Annotated in this window: 16 protein-coding genes; 9 read left to right on the top strand and 7 right to left on the bottom strand. The window is 70.0% G+C overall.

What is annotated here, in order from left to right:
* Window positions 1–50: 50 nt before the first annotated feature.
* The 3 genes from gltX to ACFYWX_RS10300 all read right to left on the bottom strand — a co-directional run bounded on the left by gltX (window position 51) and on the right by ACFYWX_RS10300 (window position 2,671).
* Complete coding sequence (gltX, locus tag ACFYWX_RS10310; protein ID WP_389423544.1) at window positions 51–1,535, bottom strand: glutamate--tRNA ligase; 1,485 nt, start codon at window positions 1,533–1,535, stop codon at window positions 51–53.
* Complete coding sequence (locus tag ACFYWX_RS10305; RefSeq protein ID WP_389423543.1) at window positions 1,528–2,304, bottom strand: fumarylacetoacetate hydrolase family protein; 777 nt, start codon at window positions 2,302–2,304, stop codon at window positions 1,528–1,530. The genes gltX and ACFYWX_RS10305 overlap by 8 nt, the downstream gene beginning before the upstream one ends.
* Window positions 2,305–2,482: 178 nt before the next feature.
* Window positions 2,483–2,671 carry a hypothetical protein gene (locus tag ACFYWX_RS10300; RefSeq protein ID WP_389423542.1) on the bottom strand — a complete coding sequence of 63 codons (189 nt, stop codon included), beginning with the start codon at window positions 2,669–2,671 and terminating at the stop codon, window positions 2,483–2,485.
* A 601-nt stretch (window positions 2,672–3,272) separates the two neighbouring features.
* Here ACFYWX_RS10300 and ACFYWX_RS10295 point away from each other — a divergent pair.
* From ACFYWX_RS10295 to ACFYWX_RS10260, 8 genes are all read left to right on the top strand, one after another.
* A complete protein-coding gene (locus ACFYWX_RS10295) occupies window positions 3,273–7,115 on the top strand; it encodes a nitrate- and nitrite sensing domain-containing protein (protein WP_389423541.1) in 3,843 nt (1,280 codons plus the stop codon).
* A 9-nt stretch (window positions 7,116–7,124) separates the two neighbouring features.
* The gene (locus ACFYWX_RS10290) at window positions 7,125–7,538 is read left to right on the top strand and encodes a roadblock/LC7 domain-containing protein (RefSeq protein ID WP_003993189.1); all 414 of its coding nucleotides are present in this window, start codon (window positions 7,125–7,127) and stop codon (window positions 7,536–7,538) included.
* Between the two features lie 111 nt (window positions 7,539–7,649).
* Window positions 7,650–8,048 carry a DUF742 domain-containing protein gene (locus ACFYWX_RS10285; RefSeq protein WP_019058642.1) on the top strand — a complete coding sequence of 133 codons (399 nt, stop codon included), beginning with the start codon at window positions 7,650–7,652 and terminating at the stop codon, window positions 8,046–8,048.
* Window positions 8,029–8,604 carry an ATP/GTP-binding protein gene (locus ACFYWX_RS10280; RefSeq protein WP_133930189.1) on the top strand — a complete coding sequence of 192 codons (576 nt, stop codon included), beginning with the start codon at window positions 8,029–8,031 and terminating at the stop codon, window positions 8,602–8,604. Before ACFYWX_RS10285 ends, ACFYWX_RS10280 begins: the two co-directional genes overlap by 20 nt.
* A 390-nt stretch (window positions 8,605–8,994) precedes the next feature.
* The gene (locus ACFYWX_RS10275) at window positions 8,995–12,246 is read left to right on the top strand and encodes a nitrate- and nitrite sensing domain-containing protein (RefSeq protein WP_389423540.1); all 3,252 of its coding nucleotides are present in this window, start codon (window positions 8,995–8,997) and stop codon (window positions 12,244–12,246) included.
* A 10-nt stretch (window positions 12,247–12,256) separates the two neighbouring features.
* Complete coding sequence (locus tag ACFYWX_RS10270; RefSeq protein WP_190151225.1) at window positions 12,257–12,670, top strand: roadblock/LC7 domain-containing protein; 414 nt, start codon at window positions 12,257–12,259, stop codon at window positions 12,668–12,670.
* 97 nt (window positions 12,671–12,767) lie between these two features.
* Window positions 12,768–13,352, top strand: coding sequence for a DUF742 domain-containing protein (locus ACFYWX_RS10265; RefSeq protein ID WP_389423539.1), 585 nt, complete (start codon window positions 12,768–12,770; stop codon window positions 13,350–13,352).
* Complete coding sequence (locus ACFYWX_RS10260) at window positions 13,333–13,914, top strand: ATP/GTP-binding protein (protein ID WP_026248371.1); 582 nt, start codon at window positions 13,333–13,335, stop codon at window positions 13,912–13,914. The genes ACFYWX_RS10265 and ACFYWX_RS10260 overlap by 20 nt, the downstream gene beginning before the upstream one ends.
* A gap of 164 nt (window positions 13,915–14,078) precedes the next feature.
* Here ACFYWX_RS10260 and ACFYWX_RS10255 read toward each other — a convergent pair whose 3' ends face one another.
* The 3 genes from ACFYWX_RS10255 to ACFYWX_RS10245 all read right to left on the bottom strand — a co-directional run bounded on the left by ACFYWX_RS10255 (window position 14,079) and on the right by ACFYWX_RS10245 (window position 18,501).
* Window positions 14,079–14,273 carry an acyl-CoA carboxylase subunit epsilon gene (locus tag ACFYWX_RS10255; RefSeq protein WP_389423538.1) on the bottom strand — a complete coding sequence of 65 codons (195 nt, stop codon included), beginning with the start codon at window positions 14,271–14,273 and terminating at the stop codon, window positions 14,079–14,081.
* A gap of 57 nt (window positions 14,274–14,330) precedes the next feature.
* Window positions 14,331–15,938 (bottom strand): acyl-CoA carboxylase subunit beta, encoded by a 1,608-nt coding sequence (locus ACFYWX_RS10250; protein WP_389423537.1) that lies wholly within the window; start codon window positions 15,936–15,938, stop codon window positions 14,331–14,333.
* Window positions 15,939–16,089: 151 nt separating this feature from the next.
* Window positions 16,090–18,501, bottom strand: a complete 2,412-nt coding sequence (locus ACFYWX_RS10245) for a polysaccharide lyase 8 family protein (RefSeq protein ID WP_389423536.1) — start codon at window positions 18,499–18,501, stop codon at window positions 16,090–16,092.
* 173 nt (window positions 18,502–18,674) lie between these two features.
* Here ACFYWX_RS10245 and ACFYWX_RS10240 point away from each other — a divergent pair, with 173 nt between their 5' ends.
* Window positions 18,675–19,286 (top strand): YceI family protein, encoded by a 612-nt coding sequence (locus tag ACFYWX_RS10240; protein WP_389423535.1) that lies wholly within the window; start codon window positions 18,675–18,677, stop codon window positions 19,284–19,286.
* Window positions 19,287–19,551: 265 nt separating this feature from the next.
* On the opposite strand, the gene ACFYWX_RS10235 is transcribed toward ACFYWX_RS10240, so the two are convergent.
* On the bottom strand, window positions 19,552–20,067 hold the full coding sequence (locus tag ACFYWX_RS10235) for a YdeI family protein (protein ID WP_389423746.1): 516 nt from the start codon (window positions 20,065–20,067) through the stop codon (window positions 19,552–19,554).
* Window positions 20,068–20,485: the final 418 nt, after the last annotated feature.

The following is a 20,485-nucleotide window of genomic DNA, read 5'->3' as shown; positions in this document are numbered from 1 at the left end:
GGGCGGCCCCCGTGGTCCGGGTGCCGCCCCTCACATCACGCGTGGGCGCGTTACGCCGTCAGCCGCGCCAGCGCCGCGTCGACGCGGGCCAGGGCCTTCTCCTTGCCGAGCACTTCGAGGGACTCGAAGAGGGGCAGGCCGACCGTGCGGCCGGTGACGGCGACACGGACCGGGGCCTGGGCCTTGCCGAGCTTGAGTCCGTGGGCCTCGCCGGCGGCCAGGACGGCCTCCTTGAGGGACTCCGGGGAGCTCCAGTCGGCCGCGTCCAGCTTCTCGCGGGCCGTGCGCAGCAGGGCGTCGCTGCCTTCCTTCATGGCCTTCGTCCAGCTCGCCTCGTCGAAGACGGGCTCCGGCAGGAACAGGAAGTCGACGTTCTCCGTGATCTCGGAGAGCACCTTCAGGCGGGTCTGGGCGTGCGGGGCGATCGCGTGCCACCTGGCCTCGTCGAAGTCCTGAGGGGCCCAGGGGGCGAACGGGGCCTTCAGCCACGGGCCGCAGCGCTCCGTGAAGTCCTTCACATCGAGCAGGCGGATGTGGTCGGCGTTGATCGCCTCGCACTTCTTCAGGTCGAAGCGGGCCGGGTTGGGGTTCACGTCCTTGAGGTCGAAGGCCGCGACCATCTCGTCCATCGTGAAGATGTCCCGGTCGGCGGAGAGCGACCAGCCAAGGAGCGAGAGGTAGTTGAGCAGGCCCTCGGGCAGGAAGCCGCGCTCCCGGTAGAGGTTCAGCGACGCCTGCGGGTCGCGCTTCGACAGCTTCTTGTTGCCCTCCCCCATCACGTACGGCAGATGCCCGAACTGCGGGGTCTGCTTGGCGATGCCCAGCTCGGTCAGTGCCTTGTACAGGGCGATCTGGCGGGGGGTGGAGGAGAGCAGGTCCTCGCCGCGCAGGACGTGGGTGATCTCCATCAGGGCGTCGTCGACCGGGTTGACGAGCGTGTACAGGGGCGCGCCGTTGGCGCGGACGATCCCGTAGTCCGGGACGTTCTCCGGCGTGAAGGTCAGCTCACCGCGGACCAGGTCGGTGAAGGTGATCGTCTCGTCGGGCATGCGGAAGCGGACGATGGGCGTGCGGCCCTGCGCCGTGTACGCCTCGACCTGCTCGGCGCTCAGGTCGCGGCAGTGGCCGTCGTAGCCGGACGGCTTGCCGGCGGCGCGGGCGGCCTCGCGGCGGGTGTCCAGCTCGTCCTGGGAGCAGTAGCAGCGGTAGGCGTACCCGCCGTCCAGGAGCTTGGCCGCGACGTCCTTGTAGAGGTCCATGCGCTGCGACTGGCGGTACGGCGCGTGGGGGCCGCCCACCTCCGGGCCCTCGTCCCAGTCGAAGCCCAGCCAGCGCATCGAGTCGAGCAGCTGCTCGTAGGACTCCTCGGAGTCGCGGGCCGCGTCGGTGTCCTCGATGCGGAAGACCAGCGTGCCCTGGTGGTGCCGGGCGAACGCCCAGTTGAACAGGGCGGTGCGGACCAGGCCCACGTGGGGGTTACCGGTGGGCGACGGACAGAAACGGACGCGGACGGGGGAGCCGGGTGCGCTAGCCACGCTTGACAACCTTGTTGGTGAGAGTGCCGATGCCTTCGATGGTGACGGCGACCTCGTCGCCGACGTTGAGGGGGCCGACCCCTGCCGGGGTGCCCGTGAGGATCACGTCGCCGGGGAGCAGCGTCATGGCCTCGGTGATGTTGACGATCAGGTCCTCGATCGAGTGGATCATCTCGCTGGTGCGGGCGAGCTGGCGCTGCTGGCCGTTGACCGTGAGCTGGAGGGTCAGGTCGGAGGGGTCCAGTTCGGTCTCCACCCAGGGGCCGAGCGGGCAGGCGGTGTCGAAGCCCTTGGCCCTGGCCCACTGCTTCTCGCGCTTCTGGACGTCGCGGGCGGTGACGTCGTTGGCGCAGGTGTAGCCGAAGATCACATCCTTGACGCGCTCGCGGGGGACCTCGCGGCACATGCGGCCGATGACCACGGCCAGCTCGGCCTCGTGGTGGAGTTCCTCGGAGAAGGACGGGTACTGGATCTCGTCGCCGGGGCCGATGACCGAGGTCGCGGGCTTGAAGAAGGCGAACGGGGCGTCGGGCACCTCGTTGCCCAGCTCCCGCGCGTGCTCGGCGTAGTTGCGGCCGAAGGCGACGACCTTGTTGGGGAGCACCGGCGGCAGGAGCCTGACCTTGCTCAGCGGGACCTTCGTACCGGAGAGCTCGTGGTCCGCGAAGGGGATGCCCTTGATGATGTCGAGGACGAGCTCGTCCTGCTTTTCGCCCTCGACCGCGCCGAAGGCGACGTTCCCGTCGATGGAGAACCTGGCGATGCGCACGGGTTGCTTGGCCCCTTGACTGAGCTGGCTGGAGTCTGACGCTCCAGGCTAACGCGGCAGGGGCCCGTGCCCCTCGCATTACTCGGGGCGCCCGCATGGACGAAGGGCGCCTCCGGGGTCGGGGCGCCCTTCGTTTCCGTATCCGACCGCCTTGAGCGTTTGGCGGCCCGGGTGCGTACTACTGCGCGGGGGCCGCCGCGACCGGGGCCTCCATGAGGACGGTGCGCCGGGGATTGGCGGTCTGGGAGGGGAGGTCGACAGAGTGTTCCGGCTGCTCCGGCGTCTGCAGTGCGTCGGCGTCCTCGAGGTGGACCAGCGTCGTGCGTCGCGGGTTGGCTATGGTGCGGAACATCGTCGTCGTCTTCACGGTTGTACTGACCCTGTCGTGTTCGGGCGCGTGGAGGGTCCAGGGGCCCCCGCTTCAGCGCAGGTTGTCGGTTTTGCCATCTCTGTAAAGCGTCAGGCTAAACATGCGATTCCCCGGGAAGACGTGAAGGGCTCATGATCAGCGTGTGAGTTTGCTCACGGATCCCCGACCAAACCGGTCAATTCAGGCTCCCAATCGACCCCAACGAAACGGACATTGACGCCCTGAAGGCGTCATTCCGCTCCTGATCATGGCGACTGGGACACGTGCCCGGACACGTCGGTACGCTGGCGTAAGTCCTTTATGGACGGGATCGACTTCTACGGCTCGTGACGCACCCCTCACGCGGTGTCACGGATGTCACAGCCTGGCCAACTGGCCTTGTTGGAGATCCTGCACTGTGCTGGAATCTCACGGACCGCCGCAGGATCGAGCCGGCGCGCAGGGGGCGCTCAGCAGCGCCGAGTGGCGGCGGGATAGGGGGAGCCAGCGCCGGTCACTCACGACCACCCGGGGGACGTATTCAGGGCGTTCCCCAAGACGCCGACACCCGTCCTTCCGTTCACGCGGAGGGGCGCCTGGTCCAGAGGTTGCGACGCTAGTGCAGGGACGTTTCAAGAGGGATGGCAGCGCTTCGGCGGAGCCGGAGCCGCATGGCGGGACCGACCGCGGTTCCTCGCCCCAGCACGCCCAGAACCCGGGTCCAGCCCCGACCGGTGACGGCGGCGAGCGTGCGGGTCGCCCCGGTGCGCCCACGTCGTCGACGAACCCCTCGGCACCGAAGGTGAAGCCGCCGAGCGAACCCGGTGGGTCCGGCTCGCGAATAGCTCTGCGCAACTGGCGCATCTCCACCCGTCTGGTGGCGCTGCTCACGCTCCCCGTGGTCGCGGCCACCACCCTGGGCGCGCTGCGCATCAACCAGTCCATGGACGACATCCAGCAGCTCGACAACATGAAGCTGCTGACGGACATGACCAACCAGGCCACCGAACTGGCCGCCGCGCTCCAGGAGGAGCGCGACCAGTCGGCCGGTCCGCTGGCGCACGGCTCGACGTCGACGAAGTACACGATCAAGGGCTACCGGGACAAGACCGACCGGGCCTCCGAGAACTTCATCAACGCCTCCGAGGAGATCGACGCCTCCAGCAAGGACGGCAACCTCCAGGGCGTCCGCGAGAGCCTGGTCGGCCTCGTCGGCGAGATCGGCGACATCGCGAAGTTCCGCAACACCGCCTACCAGGCCAAGGGCAACTCCACGCAGACGGTCGAGGCCTACCACCGCCTGATCACCCACCTGCTGGAACTCTCCCAGGACATGGCCGAGGCCACCAGCAACCCGGAGATGATCAAGCGCACGCGCGCCCTGGCCGCGTTCTCCTCCGCCAAGGAGTACGCGTCCATCCAGCGCGCGGTCCTCGCGGCGGCGCTGCCCACCAGCAACACCACCTACGGCACCCTCTCCGACAACGACCGGCTCTACGCCGAGTCGGCCCTGGAGAGCGAGGAGTCCGAGCTCTCCAGCTTCCGCAGCATCTACGGCGACGACGGTGCCGAGGAACTGCTCAAGCCCATCGAAGAGGGCAACCCGACCATCGAGGCGGCCGACACCTACGCGACCCGCGCCTTCAACGAGGGCGGTCTGCAGTCGCTGGACAAGCGGTCGTACAAGGACTGGGTCGACGACTCCTCGACCAAGATCGAGGAAATGCGGAAGATCGAGCACACGCTGCTCGACGACATGGAGCAGAAGGCGCGCGAGCTGCGCAGCGAGTCGGAGCGCGAAGCGATCATCTCCGGTGCGCTGATCCTGCTCGTGCTCGGCGTCTCGCTGGTCGGCGCGTTCGTCGTGGCCCGCTCCATGATCCGCTCGCTGCGCCGCCTCCAGGAGACCGCCACCAAGGTCGCCCAGGACCGCCTGCCCGAGCTGGTCAAGCAGCTGTCCGAATCCGACCCGCAGGACGTCGACACCTCCGTCGAGTCCGTCGGTGTGCACTCCCGGGACGAGATCGGCCAGGTGGCCGCGGCCTTCGACGACGTGCACCGCGAGGCGGTCCGCCTCGCCGCCGAGCAGGCCCTCCTGCGGGGCAACGTCAACGCGATGTTCACCAACCTCTCGCGCCGCTCCCAGGGTCTGATCCAGCGCCAGCTGTCGCTGATCTCCGAGCTGGAGTCCCGCGAGGCCGACCCGGACCAGCTGTCCTCGCTGTTCAAGCTCGACCACCTCGCCACCCGCATGCGCCGTAACGGTGAGAACCTCCTCGTTCTCGCCGGTGAAGAGCCCGGCCGCCGCTGGACCCGCCCGGTCCCGCTGGTCGACGTGCTCCGCGCCGCCGCGTCCGAGGTGGAGCAGTACGAGCGCATCGAGCTGGCCGCCGTGCCGACCACCGAAGTGGCCGGCCGGGTCGTCAACGACCTCGTGCACCTCCTCGCCGAGCTGCTCGAGAACGCGACCTCCTTCTCCTCGCCGCAGACCAAGGTCAAGGTCACCGGTCACGCACTGCCCGACGGCCGTGTGCTGATCGAGATCCACGACACCGGTATCGGCCTCTCCCCCGAGGACCTCGCGGCGATCAACGAGCGGCTCGCCTCGCCGCCCACCGTGGACGTGTCGGTCTCCCGCCGCATGGGCCTCTTCGTGGTCGGTCGTCTGTCGCAGCGTCACGGCATCCGCATCCAGCTGCGCCCGTCCGACTCCGGTGGTACGACCGCGCTGGTCATGCTGCCCGTCGACGTCGCCCAGGGCGGCAAGAAGCCTCAGCCCAAGCCCGGCCAGGGCGGCACGTCCGGCGGTCCCGCCGCCGCGCAGGCCGCCGCCGGTGTGGCCGCGGCCCGTCGCCAGGCCGCTCAGGCCGGCGGTGGCGCCCTCGGCGGTGGCGCTTTCGGCGGCGGTGCGCCGGGCGGTGCCCTCGGTGGCGCTCCCGCCTCCGGCGCCGGCCGTCTCGGCGCCGGTCCGGGCCCGCGGGCCGCGCTGCCCGGTGCGGGCCAGGGCGGTCGTCCCGGTGCGCCGGGCGCCCCGCGCGGACCGCAGACCCCGCCCTCCCCGCAGCAGGGCCGGCCCGCTCCGGCCGGCTTCGGCCAGGCGCCGGGTGCCCCGCAGGGCCTGCAGGCGGCCGGTACCGGTGCGCCGGGCCAGGACGCCTTCGCTCCCCGCAACCCCGTCTCCCCGCAGCGCCCCGGCAACGACGGCGAGCAGCAGCAGGGCGGCCGTACGCGCCGTCGGCCGCAGCTCCCGGGCCGCGGTGGTCCGCGCGCCGAGCTGCCGGGCGGCAACCAGCAGCAGCCCCGCACGCCCAGCTGGGGCGACGAGAACGCGCAGCCGCCGGTGCCGCGTGCCTCGCTGGACGCCCCGCGCGGCCACGAAGAACCGGACGTCTCGCAGACCGCGCCGATGCCCCGCATCGACGACCGGCAGGGCCCGGGCTCGACCTCGGAGATCCCGGCGATCCCCCGGCTCGACGACCGGCAGGGCCCCGGCGCCCGCCAGGACTTCAACCGCCCGGGTGCGAACGCGCCGCAGGGCACGGGCCAGTTCCCGCGCCCCGACGCCGACGCCCGCCCGGGTGCGAGCGGTGGGCAGAACAGCTCTCAGGACAGCGGCCAGTTCGTCCGCCCGGACGTCTTCGGGACTTCGGGTGGCACGGGCCAGTTCCCGACTCACCAGGGCTACGACAACGGCTCCACCGGCCAGTTCCCCGCGCCGGGCTACGACGCCTCGTCCACGGGTCAGCAGGCGGTGCCGGGCTACGACGCATCCTCCACCGGCCAGCACTCCCTGCCCGGTCGCCAGGACCCCGCCTCCACCGGGCAGTTCGAGCGGCCGCAGGTCAACGGCTCCCGCGGTGGCTACGGCTACCCGCAGCCGCCGACTCCGCAGCGGCCCGCCGCCCGCCCCGAGCCCGACAGCAGGGGCGCCGAGCAGCGGCCCGACGAGGGTCGGGGATCGAGTGACGGGTGGGCGCTGCCGCCTGCCTCGGGCCCCGGCGACGGCCGTACGCCGCTGTACGACACGCTGGAGACCAACTGGTTCCACGGCCAGCAGCAGGCGGACAACGGGCCGGGCAACAGCAACGGCTCGGCGCAGACCCCGCAGCAGCAGGCGGCTCCGGCCGCTCCCGCGCCCGCCGCACCTCAGCGTCCCGCCACGCCCCCTTCCGGGTGGCGGACATCGCCGAACGACGAACTCGTCCGGCAGGCCGAACGCGTCCGCCAGCCGGCCGCGGGCGGCATCACCACCTCCGGCCTGCCGCGCCGGGTGCCCCGGGCGAACCTCGTCCCGGGCACGGCTCAGCAGCAACAGCACCAAACCGGTCCGCAGGTCTCGCGTGCGCCTGACGACGTTCGCGGCCGGCTGACCAATCTCCGTCGGGGTATCGCGCAGGGTCGCCAGGCCGGCAACGGTCAGACCGGCAGCTTCCCGAGCCCCACTCACCAGCAGGAGCGTTAGTTGAGCCAGATGAGCCAGGCGGCACAGAACCTCAACTGGTTGATCACCAACTTCGTGGACAACACCCCCGGTGTGTCCCACACCGTCGTCGTATCCGCCGACGGTCTCCTTCTGGCGATGTCCGAAGGCTTCCCGCGCGACCGCGCGGACCAGCTCGCCGCCGTGGCGTCCGGGCTCACCTCGCTGACCGCCGGGGCCTCCCGGATCTTCGAGGGCGGGAGCGTGGCCCAGACGGTCGTCGAGATGGAACGCGGGTTCCTCTTCCTGATGTCCGTCTCGGACGGCTCGTCGCTGGCCGTCCTCGCCCACCCCGAGTGCGACATCGGCCTCGTCGGCTACGAGATGGCGCTCCTGGTCGACCGCGCGGGCGCCGTACTCACGCCCGACCTGCGCGCTGAGCTCCAGGGCAGTCTGCTCCACTGATCGGTTTCGGCACCACTCACCTCACCAAAAAACCGTCCGGCCGCCACAATCCCCCCACCGGCCCCGTCAGACGGCTTGACTGACCCACTTGCTGTCCCGCCCGGAGGATTCATGACCCCGCCCACCGCCTCTCATGATCCGTACGCGGAGCCGTACGGGGACGAGGGCGACCAGCCGCTGGTACGTCCGTATGCGATGACCGGCGGGCGGACACGGCCGCGCTATCAGCTCGCCATCGAGGCGCTGATCAGCACCACGGCCGACCCGGCAGCGCTCATGGGGCTGCTTCCCGAGCACCAGCGGATCTGCCACCTGTGCCGTGAGGTGAAGTCGGTCGCCGAGGTCTCGGCGCTGCTCGCCATGCCGCTCGGTGTGGCGCGGATCCTCGTCGCCGACCTCGCCGAGGCCGGCCTGGTCGCCATCCACCAGCCGGGTGGCGACGAGAACAACGGCGGTGCACCGGACGTGACACTGCTCGAAAGGGTGCTCAGTGGACTTCGCAAGCTCTGACGCGGGCCGGGCGACCACCTCCGCGAAGATCGTGGTGGCGGGCGGCTTCGGCGTGGGCAAGACCACGTTCGTCGGCGCCGTCTCGGAGATCAACCCGCTGCGCACCGAGGCCGTCATGACGTCCGCGAGCGCGGGTATCGACGACCTCACCCACACCGGGGACAAGACGACCACCACGGTCGCCATGGACTTCGGCCGCATCACGCTCGACCAGGACCTGATCCTGTACCTGTTCGGTACGCCGGGCCAGGACCGCTTCTGGTTCATGTGGGACGACCTGGTGCGCGGCGCCATCGGCGCGGTGGTCCTGGTGGACACCCGCCGCCTGGCCGACTGCTTCCCGGCCGTCGACTACTTCGAGAACAGCGGCCTGCCGTTCGTCGTCGCCCTCAACGGCTTCGACGGCCAGCAGCCCTACGCACCGGAGGAGGTGCGCGAGGCCCTGCAGATCGGGCCCGACACCCCGATCATCACGACGGACGCCCGCCACCGCGCGGACGCCAAGAGTGCGCTGATCACCCTGGTCGAACATGCCCTGATGGCACGCCTGAGATAGCTCTCAAGTGATCAAAGAAGTACGGCAGTTGCCGTAGATGCTCCGGAGTCGGCTGTGGCCTTTGACACGGTCGGCTCCGGTGTTCATAACGTTTCGGCAGAGGAATCGGTTGGTACCGACACGCGTCGCGTTCAACCGGTCTCGCTGCGTCCACATAAGCCCCGTCATTTGACGGGGCTCGTTCTTTATGACCGTTTTATCTGGGGCTTACATCACTCGGAACCATCTCTTTCCCATGTTTGGAAGAGCGCAGGCCGTCGTGCTGGAATGCCTGAACTGCCCAATAGTCAAAGACGTACTCGTACTAGGTACTGGTTGATCGATGGCGGACCGGGCGCTGAGACACTGCGGCACGACGAAGGTGCCGACCGCCGAGAGGTTGTTGGTCGAGTGAGGCGAAGCAAGAACAGTCCCGAGCCGGCGGCGCGGGGCAACTTCACCCCGCCGCCGCGCGGAGCGGCGCCCGCCCCTGTGCCCGGTTCGGAGCCGACGGCCGCACCTCCCAAGAGCGCCGGCCGTCTCTCCCCGCGCAACTGGCGGGTGCCCACCCGGCTGAACGCGATCCTGCTCATACCCGTGCTGGTCGGCCTCGTCATGGGCGGCTTCCAGGTGAAGGGCTCGATCGACACCTGGCAGGAGGCCCGCGACGCCGAGAAGGTCGCGAAGATCGTCGCCGCCGCCGGCGATTACGCCGAGGCCCTCCTCAACGAGCGGGACACCTCCGCCCAGCCCCTCCTCAGCGGCGACCGCAACAGCACGGCCGTCAAGGACGCCCGCGCCCTCACCGACGAAAAGGCCGCCGCCTTCCACAAGGAAGTCATCGGCATGCCGGCCAAGCAGGGCCTGGAGCGCCGCCTTGGCCTGGTGGAGAAGGCCGAGCCCAGCCTGGAGAAGATCCGCCAGGCCGCCTACACCGAGTCCATGGACCCGGTGAAGACCGAAGAGGGCTACGTCGCGGTCGAGCACCTGCTGATGGAGTTCTCCAACGAGCTCGGCCTCGGCACCGGCAACATCACGGCGTACGGCCGTACGGTCTACGCGGTCGCCCTCGCCAAGGGCGCCGAGTCCCTCCAGCGCTCCATCGGCATGCACCTGCTGGTCCGGCCCAGCAGCGACGAGAAGATCTACCGGCAGCAGGTCACCGCCTTCACCTCGTACGCCTACCTGGAGGGTGTCGCCCTCCAGGAGTACGTCTCCGGTGGCACCACGCAGGACGCCGCCCGGCTCAACGAGGTCATGAAGCAGAAGACCGAGGAGGCCAAGAAGCAGTTCGCGGCCGCCCAGGCCAAGGAGGAGTCCGCCGGCAAGACCGTCGTGGCGCCGCCCTCGATGACCGACATGATCCAGCGGATCGGCGCCGGCCAGACGCCCGACCAGCTGGAACAGCAGGGCATCACCCCCTCCACCTGGATGGCGGCCGCGACCGCGAAGTTCGAGGGCTACAGCCAGGTCGAGACCGAGCTCATCAACCGGGCCGTTCAGGACGCCGGCCAGATCGCGTCCGACGCCCAGCGTGACGCCTACATCAACGGCGCCATCGTCGTCGTCGCCCTGCTCGCCGCGTTCATCATCGCCGGTCTCATGGCCCGCCAGATGAGCCGCTCGATGCGTCAGCTGCGCAACGCCGCGTTCGGCATCGCCGAGCAGCGCCTGCCGATGCTGGTCGACCAGCTCTCCCGCACCGACCCCGGCCGCGTCGACACCCGAGTCGCCCCGATCCCGATCACCACCACGGACGAGATCGGCGAGGTCGCCCGCGCCTTCGACCAGGTCCACCGCGAGGCCGTCCGGCTCGCCGCCGAGCAGGCCCTCCTGCGGGGCAACATCAACGCGATCTTCACCAACCTCTCGCGCCGCAACCAGTCGCTGATCGAGGGCCAGCTGACCCTGATCACCGACCTGGAGAACAACGAGGCCGACCCGGACCAGCTGGAGAACCTCTTCAAGCTGGACCACCTCGCGACCCGTATGCGCCGCAACGGCGAGAACCTCCTCGTCCTCGCCGGCGAGGAGCCCGGCCGCCGCTGGGACCAGCCGGTCCCGCTGGTCGACGTGCTGCGCGCCGCCTCCTCCGAGGTGGAGCAGTACGAGCGCGTCGAGCTCTCCGGCGTCCCGGAGGCCGAGATCCACGGCCGCGCCGTGACCGACCTCGTGCACCTGCTCGCCGAGCTGCTGGAGAACGCCACCACGTTCTCCTCCCCCCAGACCAAGGTCCGCGTCACCGCGACCCGTCTCCCCGACGGCCGCGTCATGATCGAGATCCACGACAAGGGCATCGGCCTCACGGCCGAGGACTTCGCGGACATCAACCACAAGCTGGCCAACCCGCCGACCGTGGACGCCGCGATCTCCCAGCGCATGGGCCTCTTCGTGGTCGGCCGGCTGTCCGACCGGCACGGCATCCGCGTTCAGCTGCGCCCCTCGGGCGAGCAGGCCGGAACCACCTCGCTGGTCATGCTGCCGGACGCGATCACGCACGGCGGTGGCGGCGAGACCGCGCTGGGCGCCGACGAGTTCACCGTCTCGCAGATCATCCCGGAGCAGCCGTCGTTCCAGGGCGAGAGCTTCAACCAGCTCCCGCCCATGCGCACGGCCGCCGAGCTCGGCTTCGACGACAGCCGCTACTCCGAGGTCCCGGACGACATCCGGGACCTGGACCCCGTGGGCCGCTCCCTGATGCGCGAGGAGCGCCGCGCGGCCCTCGAGGCCCAGACGCACGGCCAGCAGCCCGGTGAGCAGTCCCCCGAGACGCCCGGATACGCCGACGCGTTCGAGGCGCCGCCCGCCTACGACAACGGCGCCTACCCGGACCAGAGGACCGCGTACGACCAGCAGACGGCGTACGACGAGCAGCAGCAGACGCCGTACGGGGAGCAGCAGCGCCCGTCGTACGATGAGCAGTACTTCGCGCCCAACGGCGGTCTGCCGCGCAACGACACCTTCTCGCCGAACGGCGGTGAGTCCTTCTCGTCGAACGGCGGCTACCCTGAGCCCTCCTATGCGGAGCCGGCCCAGGAGGAGCCCGCGTCGGCCGCCGCCGCCGCGCCGGAGGGCTACCAGGCCTACGAGGAGCAGTCCTACCAGGACGACTGGCCGCAGCAGCCGCAGCAGAACGGTTTCCAGAACGGTTACCCGGACCAGTACGCTCCGGAAGCGGAATCCGCGCAGGCCGCTGACGCAAGTGAGCAGGACCGCGTAGGCTTCGACCGTCCGGAACCGGCCCCCTCCGCCGATCACCAGCTGACCGACGCCGGGCTTCCCCGCCGCGGATCCTTCGCGAACGGTTCGAACGGCGCGCGGCCCGCGCGCCAGGAAGCCCCGGCCCCCACGCCGGAGAGCAACGGCAACGGCGACTGGCGTTCGGCGAACGACGCGCGCTGGCAGCAGGCCGCACAACTCCGGAAGCCCAAGGCGGGCGGGGTCACCTCCTCCGGTCTGCCGCGGCGGGTTCCCAAGGCCAACCTGGTCGAGGGCGCCGCCGAAACCACCCCCCAGGGGGGCCCACAGGTCTCCCGCGCCCCGGAGGACGTCCGGGGCAGGCTGAGCAACCTGCGTCGAGGCGTCCAGCGCGGACGCAACGCAGGCAGTGAAACGAACGGCCAGGGCTTCGGTCCTGACAGCACCTACAACCAGGAGCGTTAGTGTGAGCCCGATGAGCCAGGCGGCACAGAACCTGAACTGGTTGATCACCAACTTCGTGGACAACACCCCGGGGGTGTCCCACACGGTGGTGGTCTCCGCCGACGGACTCCTTCTGGCTATGTCCGAAGGCTTTCCCCGTGACCGCGCCGACCAGCTCGCGGCCGTCGCCTCCGGCCTGACGTCCCTGACGGCAGGCGCCTCCCGGATCTTCGAGGGAGGCAGCGTGAACCAGACGGTTGTGGAGATGGAGCGGGGATTCCTCTTCCTCATGTCCATCTCCGACGGTTCCTCACTCGCGGTTCTTGCTCACCCCGAGGCGGACATCGGCCTCATTGGGTACGAGATGGCCCTTCTGGTGGACCGTGCCGGTTCGGTTCTGACACCCGATCTTCGTGCGGAGCTCCAGGGCAGCCTGCTCAACTAACAGACGGACGGTGCGGTTTGGCGTCCCGGGGCCGTAAGGTTTCGGGACGCGGCTTCCACAGCGATGGGTGCCCGGCACAGTCGGAGGAGGAGAGAAAGTGGCAACACCCCCAGGCGGTTCGTCTTCGGGCAATTGGTCGTACGGCCCTGGCCAGGGCCAGGGCGACGGCTCGGCGAACCGGTACAACTTCCCCTCCGCACCCAGCCACGGGCGGCAGCCGTACGCACCCCAGGGCCCCCAGGGCCCCGGGCCGTCGCCGTACGACCAGCCGCCGGCGCCGCGCATCCAGCCCGTGCAGCCGCAGCGCCGCAGCCCCGAGCCGGCGCCCGCCGGGGCGTCGAACAACCCTCTGGTGCGCCCGTACGCCATGACGGGCGGCCGCACCAGGCCGCGGTACCAGCTCGCCATCGAGGCGCTGGTCCACACCACCGCGCAGCCGCACCAGATGCAGGGCCAGCTGCCCGAGCATCAGCGGATCTGCAATCTGTGCCGCGAGATCAAGTCGGTGGCCGAGATCTCGGCACTCCTGACGATCCCTCTCGGCGTGGCCAGGATCCTCGTCGCCGACTTGGCGGAGGCGGGCCTGGTCGCCATCCATCAGCCCGGCGGCGACGAGAACGCCGGCGGCCAGCCAGACGTGACTTTGCTCGAAAGGGTGCTCAGTGGACTTCGCAAGCTCTAGCGGAGGGCCTTCCCGCTCCACCACGTCCGCGAAGATCGTGGTGGCGGGCGGCTTCGGCGTGGGCAAGACCACGTTCGTCGGCGCCGTCTCGGAGATCAACCCGCTGCGCACCGAGGCCGTCATGACGTCCGCCAGCGCGGGCATCGACGACCTCACCCACACCGGAGACAAGACCACGACGACCGTGGCGATGGACTTCGGCCGTATCACGCTCGACCAGGACCTGATCCTCTACCTCTTCGGTACGCCGGGCCAGGACCGCTTCTGGTTCATGTGGGACGACCTGGTGCGCGGCGCCATCGGCGCGATCGTCCTGGTGGACACCCGCCGCCTCGCCGACTGCTTCCCCGCGGTCGACTACTTCGAGAACAGCGGCCTTCCCTTCGTGATTGCCCTCAACGGCTTCGACGGCAACCAGCCGTACAACCCGGACGAGGTCCGCGAGGCGCTCCAGATCGGCCCCGACACGCCGATCATCACGACGGACGCGCGTCACCGGGCTGACGCGAAGTCGGCGCTGATCACTCTCGTGGAGCACGCGCTGATGGCACGACTCCGCTAGGAGCACCGGCGGCCACTGAGCTGCCCCGGACGGTCATTGGCCGTCTGCGGGCCGTCAGTGGCCGTTCGCGCTTACGCGCGGAGCCGCATGTCGATACAGCCCCGCGCCCCCAGGCACGAAGAAGGGCCCCTCTTTCGAGAGGGGCCCTTCTTCGTCGTACAGGCTCAGTGCCAGCTGTGCGGGGCGCGGAAGCCGCCCTCGCGCTCCAGACGGCGCCAGCCGGCCTTGGCGCGGCCGCGGTGCGTCGGGGTGGACTCGGAGGTACGGGCCGCGGCGCGGGCCAGGAGGATCGCCGTGATGGCGGCGACTTCCTCGGGCTCGGCGTGGCCCTTCTCGACGCGGATGTCAGGGTTTTCCATGGGTGTCAGTCTCCGTGAGAGAGGTTTCCGCGGAAGTACCGCGAAGGGTCCGCCGGGTTACTGCGGAGGGTTGCCGTGCTTGCGCGAGGGCAGGTCGGCGTGCTTGGTGTGCAGCATCGCCAGGGACTTGATCAGCACCTCGCGGGTCTCCGCCGGGTCGATCACGTCGTCGACCAGGCCGCGCTCGGCCGCGTAGTACGGGTGCATCAGTTCGGCCTTGTACTCCTTGACCATCTTCTGACGCATGGCCTCGGGGTCCTCGGCGTCGGCGATCTGACGGCGGAAGATGACGTTGGCGGCACCCTCTGCGCCCATCACGGCGATCTCGTTCGTCGGCCAGGCGTACGTGAGGTCCGCGCCGATGGACTGGCTGTCCATGACGATGTACGCGCCCCCGTAGGCCTTGCGCAGGATCAGCGAGATCCGCGGCACGGTGGCGTTGCAGTAGGCGTACAGCAGCTTCGCGCCGTGCCGGATGATTCCGCCGTGCTCCTGGTCGACACCGGGAAGGAACCCGGGAACATCCAGGAAGGTGACGATCGGGATATTGAAGGCGTCGCACATCTGGACAAAGCGCGCGGCCTTCTCCGACGCCTCGATGTCCAGCACACCCGCCAGCACCTGCGGCTGGTTGGCGATGATGCCGACGACCTGGCCGTCGAGGCGGGCCAGCGCACAGATGATGTTGCGCGCCCAGCGCTCGTGGACCTCCAGGTACTCGCCGTCGTCGACGAGCTCCTCGATCACCTTGACCATGTCGTACGGCCGGTTGCCGTCCGCCGGGACCAGATCGAGCAGGGCGTCACCGCGGCGGTCAGCCGGGTCGGTCGACTCCACGCGCGGCGGGTTCTCGCGGTTGTTCTGCGGGAGGAGCGAGAGGAGATAGCGCACCTCGGCGATGCACGTCTCCTCGTCGTCGTAGGCGAAGTGACAGACACCGGAGGTCTCGGCGTGCACGTCCGCGCCACCGAGGCCGTTCTGGGTGATCTCCTCGCCGGTGACCGCCTTGACCACGTCCGGTCCGGTGATGAACATCTGCGAGGTCTCGCGGACCATGAACACGAAGTCCGTCAGGGCGGGGCTGTAGGCCGCGCCGCCCGCGCACGGGCCGAGCATCACCGAGATCTGCGGGATGACACCGGACGCCTTGGTGTTGCGCTGGAAGATGCCGCCGTAGCCGGCGAGGGCCGATACACCCTCCTGGATACGGGCGCCTGCGCCGTCGTTCAGCGACACCAGGGGCGCGCCCGCCGCGATGGCCATGTCCATGATCTTGTGGATCTTCGTGGCGTGGGCCTCGCCCAACGCGCCGCCGAAGATGCGGAAGTCATGGGCGTAGACGAAGACCGTACGACCCTCCACCGTGCCCCAGCCGGTGATGACACCGTCGGTGTACGGCTTCTTGGTCTCCAGGCCGAAACCGGTCGCCCGGTGCCGGCGCAGCTGCTCGACCTCCTGGAAGGTGCCCGGGTCGAGCAGCAGCTCGATCCGCTCCCGGGCGGTCAGCTTGCCCTTGGCGTGCTGCGCCTGGGTCGCCTTCTCGCTCGGCCCGGCCAGCGCCTGCTCACGGATCCCGTGCAACTCGGCGACGCGGCCGCGAGCGTCCGTCGGCTCCTGTGTCGGCCCGTCGGTCGACTCACCCGTCGTCTCTTCCAAAACGGTCATGTAGTGACCATACGAAGCCAAGCAAGGAAAGCGGGCCGTCGACTCCTCACAGTCTCCGGCACGTTTTCCTGGTACCACTGAACAGAACCGCACCGTCATGCAGCCCTTCTGACTGCTCAGGGGGCGTTCCCGTTGTAGGGGTCACACAAAGTCAGGGGCTGAGAGCCACCTCACAGACATGTGTGGCGCATACCGCCCCCGGAGTGACACGGAGCCTCGCACGGCGCCCCGTCGAGAGTACGTCGACCGACGCGTCCGCCCGCACCACCCCCGCCACGGGGTGATCCCAGACGATCTCCAGCGGCTCACCCGTGCGGGGCGGCTCGCTCACGCAGAGCGTAGCCGTACGGCCCCTGCGGCGGACCAGCACGCTCGCGCCGGCCGAGGCGGACAGCGGGCCCGCCGTGCCGCCCCGCCAGAAGTTGGCCGCCGTGAGACCGAGCCAGGGCACGGACACCGCCTGCCGGTCGCCGTCGTTGGCGAGGACCGACAGCCGGCCCCCGGCGGCGGCCCGGGCCGTGACCGTCCGGCGGGAGGCACCGGGGAGCAGAAGGTAGGCGTACGTGGCGCCGGCCGGGTCCGTGCCGTGGTCGAGCCAGAGCGTCTGCCAGCGCCGGGTGCGCCGCTCGGTCGTACCGCCGGTGTTGATGTCGGCCCAGGCGCCGGTACGGTCCTCGCGCAGCGCCCGCAACTCCCCGTCCAGCACGATCCAGCCGCCATGGCCCTCCAAGTGCGCCCAGTTCCGGCCGCGTACGAAGGTCTGGGTGCCGCCCTCGCCGAGGTTGCGGTTGTCCACGACCGTCTCCACGGGCACCCCGTCGGCACAGGTGATGCCCGCACCGAGGCAGATCACCGCATCGGCCACGCAGAACCACGACTTACGGGCCTGGAGGGTCGAGCCGAGCCCCTTGAGGTGCTGGCCGATCGCCGCGTACTCCCCGTCGGTGGCGCCGCCCACCCAGCGCACGTCCGGTTTCGGCTCACCCCACTCACCGCCCGCGCGGTCGGGAAGGCGCCGGGTGGAGACGGTGGTGCCGGGCAGCCGGTACCAGTCCACGGTGGGCCAGAACCAGTCCGTGTACTGACCGGCCCGATCGACGCAATCGGACCGATCGGCCCCATCGGACCGATCGGACCGATCGGGGCCATCGGGGCCATCGGGGCCATCGGGGCCATCGGGGCCATCGGGGCCATCGGGCTGGCCGGTGTGCCCCGCCCACCAGGAGAGCATCCCGGCGCCCGTGTGCCAGCCGCGCGGGTTCTCGCCGTTGCCGCACTCGTAGTGGGCGATGCGGTCGCTCGCCATGGAGATGCTCGCGGTGAAGGCGGGGCGGCGGTGGACGGCGCGGTCCATGGCCGCGAAGAGGTGGTGGCCGGTCGGTTCCGGGGTGGCCGGTACGGCGGACTCGGCGACGTCGTGCAGCCGGGCGAGGTCGGCGATCCCGAACTGCGGCGCGGTCAGGACCCGTGTCACGTCGTCCCGTTCGATCCACCCCTTGATCAGGCCGTGCCAGCGCTCGCGCTCGCCCTGGCCGGTCCCCTCGGCGAGCAGGGCGATGGCGGCGATGAGCGCGTGTCCGTGGAAGTGGTCGCTGCGCGACAGCGGACGGTCGTCACTCCTCAGGTGCCCCCGGCTGATGGCCCGCCCGTTGACGCAGTCCATCACCAACCCGTCGTGGATCAGCGGCGCGTAGGCCCGTTCGACGCTGTCCAGGACGATCTGCCGGTTCGGGTCGGTCACCTCCCAGGCGGATCCGGCGAGCAGGGTGAAAAGGCGGCCGAGCCCGTCGAGCATGACCTGGCCGTACGTCCCCGAGTAGGCGACCCAGGTGTGTTGCACGAAGGAGCCGTCGGCATACATCCCGTCCCCCCGGCTGACGTACGGGAAGACCGGCGAGAGCGCGTCCCTGGCGAGGGCGATCCGGTCTCCGGCCCGGCCGAGGATGCCGCGCAGGGCGACGGAACGGCACAGGTCGACGCGGTTGGCGCCGGTCGACGTACCGGAGTAGTCGGTGAGCATCGCGTCCGGGATGAAGTGGTCGACGGCGGCGCAGGCGGCGGCTCGCCGGCCGTCGGTGAGGTGGTCGTGGAGGGCGGCCGCGATGTCCATCAGCAGACGGGGGCTGCCGATCTGCCATTCCCACCAGTTGCCGTAGCGGGTGGTGGAGGGGTTGTAGACCGTGGCGGAGAGGTGGTCCAGGCCGCGGAGGACGTCGGCGAGGAGGGCGGGGTCGCCGGTGGAGCCGGTGGCGGGCTGGACGTACGCCTGGGTCATGGTCCACAGGCGGCCGTAGCTGTGGGTGATGCCGGACGGGGGGTCGTAGGGGCGGTCCGGCCAGAGGGACGTGAGGGCGGGGGCCATGGCGGCGCGGTAGGCGAGGGCCAGCCGACCGGTCTCGGCGAGGCGGGAGGCGTAGGGCTCGGCGGAGGGGTCGTAGCGGGCGCCGAGGGCGATGCCGAGCCAGCGGTGACGGAGGGGGGCGTAGGGGTCGGGAGCGCCCGAGGGAAGGCCGGTGGTGGTGAGGAGGGAGGTGAACAGGAAGGCGCGGCGGGAGGAGGTCATGTCACCGGCGTCTATCACTTGGAGCGACGAAAGTGAACAGAAAGTAGTCTCAGCGATACGCTGCGGATGATGTTGAATATTGAACAGAATGGGTCTATGGTCGTCCTCGTTGGATCTGATTGAAGCTTCAACAACACAACAGCAACTCAGTCCCGTCCCCCCAGGAGCACGCCATGGGCATCTTCGGCCGCAAGAACACCTCCGACACGACCGCCGAGACCACCGCCGCCGCCGTGAACCCCGAGCTGGCCGCGCTGACCGGCGACTACACGATCGACGCCGCCCACTCCACTCTCGGCTTCGTCGCACGCCACGCGATGGTCACCAACGTCAAGGGCAAGTTCCTCGACTTCACCGGCTCGCTGCACCTGGACGGCAGCGACCCGGCTGCGTCCACCGCGTCCATCGACGCCAAGATGGAGAGCATCGACACGGGTTCCGCCGACCGCGACGGTCACCTCAAGAGCTCGGACTTCTTCAAGACGGACGAGTTCCCGACGATGACCTTCCGCTCGACCTCGGCGCAGGCACTGGGCGGCGACGACTACCGCATCACCGGCGACCTCACCATCCTCGGCGTCACCAAGCCCCTCACCATCGACCTCGAGTTCAACGGCGCCGCCAAGGACCCCTTCGGCAACGAGCGCGTCGGCTTCGAGGGCAAGGCGGAGATCCTGCGCTCCGAGTGGGGCCTGACGTGGAACGCGGCACTGGAGACGGGCGGCGTCCTGGTCTCCGACAAGATCAAGCTGAACTTCGACATCTCGGCGATCCGCAACGCGTGAGGGGCGTTGTTCGGGGCCTCTTCGGAGGGTTCTTCCTTGCGGCTTCTTGTTGACGGGCCTCTCCGGAGGTTTCTTGCCGGAGGTTTCTTGCCGGAGGTTTCTTGCCGGAGGTTTCTTGCCGGAGGTTTCTTGCCGGTAGTTTCTTGCCGGAGGTTTCTTCCCGACGGCCTCTTCCCGGCAGCCTGTTCCCGGCGGCCTCCTCACCGCCCCTCTGAGCGCGCCCGCCCTCCACTCCCCAGCCTTGGGGAGGGCGGGCGCTCGGCTGTCAGCGGGCCTGGAGTCTTGTGACGGCCGCGGCCAGTTGAGCCGCGCGGCCCTCCGGGGTTCGGGCGCGGAGCAGACGGAGCATCACGAGGTACTGATCGGTGCGCCCGAGCCCTTCGAAGACGACCTTGGCACGGGGGCTGCGCTCCAACGCGGCGGCAAGGTCGTCGGGGACGGTGGCGTTCCTCTGCGACTCATAGGCGCCGGCCCACCGCCCGTCCGCCTTCGCCGCCTCCACCTCGGCGAGCCCCGCGGGCCGCATCCGACCAGCGGCGGCCAGCTCCTCCACCCGCCGCACGTTGACCATCGACCACAGACTCCCCGGCCGACGCGGCGTGATCCGCTGCAGGTAGTACGTACCGTCCAGCCCCTTCCGCTGCCCTGTGATCCAACCGTGGCACAGAGCAAGGTCGTTCACGTCGGCGGCGGTGACGGACGGAACGCCGGAGCCCTTCTTCGCGACCTTGACCCAGAGGCCGGAGTGGGGGGCCGGGTGGGCGGAGAGCCAGCTGTCCAGGTCGGGGGCGGAGGGGAAGGGGTGGGGGTGGGGGTGGTGGGGTGGTGGGGGTGGGAGTGGTGGGGCTGGAGCTCTGGCGTGGTGTCGGGCGAGGGCATGAGGAGACGGTAGGCGGGAAGTAGGTCAGCCCCTGTCCGCTTGGCGGCCCGCTCCGGGGGTGGGCCGACGACGCTGGCACGGGAAGGGTGAGTCGGGGAGCGGCTTCCCCTGTCGGCGCCGTCCGCGTCGATCATGTCCCGCGCGGCTTGGGCAGCTAGGGAACATCACGGACGCCGAGGTCGGCTCGTGTGAGAGCTTCCTTCGCAGGTTGCCGTTGGGGCCGCCCGCTTCTTCGTCAGTGTCGTGCTTCCACGGCCCGCCTCAAGGGCGCTTCGCGTCGGCTGTCGCCGATCGGCCTCCGGCCGCCCCTTGACCCGGT

The organism is Streptomyces sp. NPDC002888 (assembly GCF_042888465.1).
In the GTDB taxonomy this organism is placed as follows: domain Bacteria; phylum Actinomycetota; class Actinomycetes; order Streptomycetales; family Streptomycetaceae; genus Streptomyces.
This window is presented reverse-complemented; position numbering and strand designations above follow the sequence as displayed.

What these genes read in the sequence shown, in the direction of transcription:
- ACFYWX_RS10290 (WP_003993189.1), top strand. Translation starts at nt 7,125, where the DNA reads ATGAGCCAGGCGGCACAGAACCTCAACTGGTTGATCACCAACTTCGTG.
- ACFYWX_RS10285 (WP_019058642.1), top strand. Translation starts at nt 7,650, where the DNA reads ATGACCCCGCCCACCGCCTCTCATGATCCGTACGCGGAGCCGTACGGG.
- ACFYWX_RS10270 (WP_190151225.1), top strand. Translation starts at nt 12,257, where the DNA reads ATGAGCCAGGCGGCACAGAACCTGAACTGGTTGATCACCAACTTCGTG.
- ACFYWX_RS10255 (WP_389423538.1), bottom strand. Translation starts at nt 14,273, where the DNA reads ATGGAAAACCCTGACATCCGCGTCGAGAAGGGCCACGCCGAGCCCGAG.
- ACFYWX_RS10250 (WP_389423537.1), bottom strand. Translation starts at nt 15,938, where the DNA reads ATGACCGTTTTGGAAGAGACGACGGGTGAGTCGACCGACGGGCCGACA.
- ACFYWX_RS10245 (WP_389423536.1), bottom strand. Translation starts at nt 18,501, where the DNA reads ATGACCTCCTCCCGCCGCGCCTTCCTGTTCACCTCCCTCCTCACCACC.
- ACFYWX_RS10240 (WP_389423535.1), top strand. Translation starts at nt 18,675, where the DNA reads ATGGGCATCTTCGGCCGCAAGAACACCTCCGACACGACCGCCGAGACC.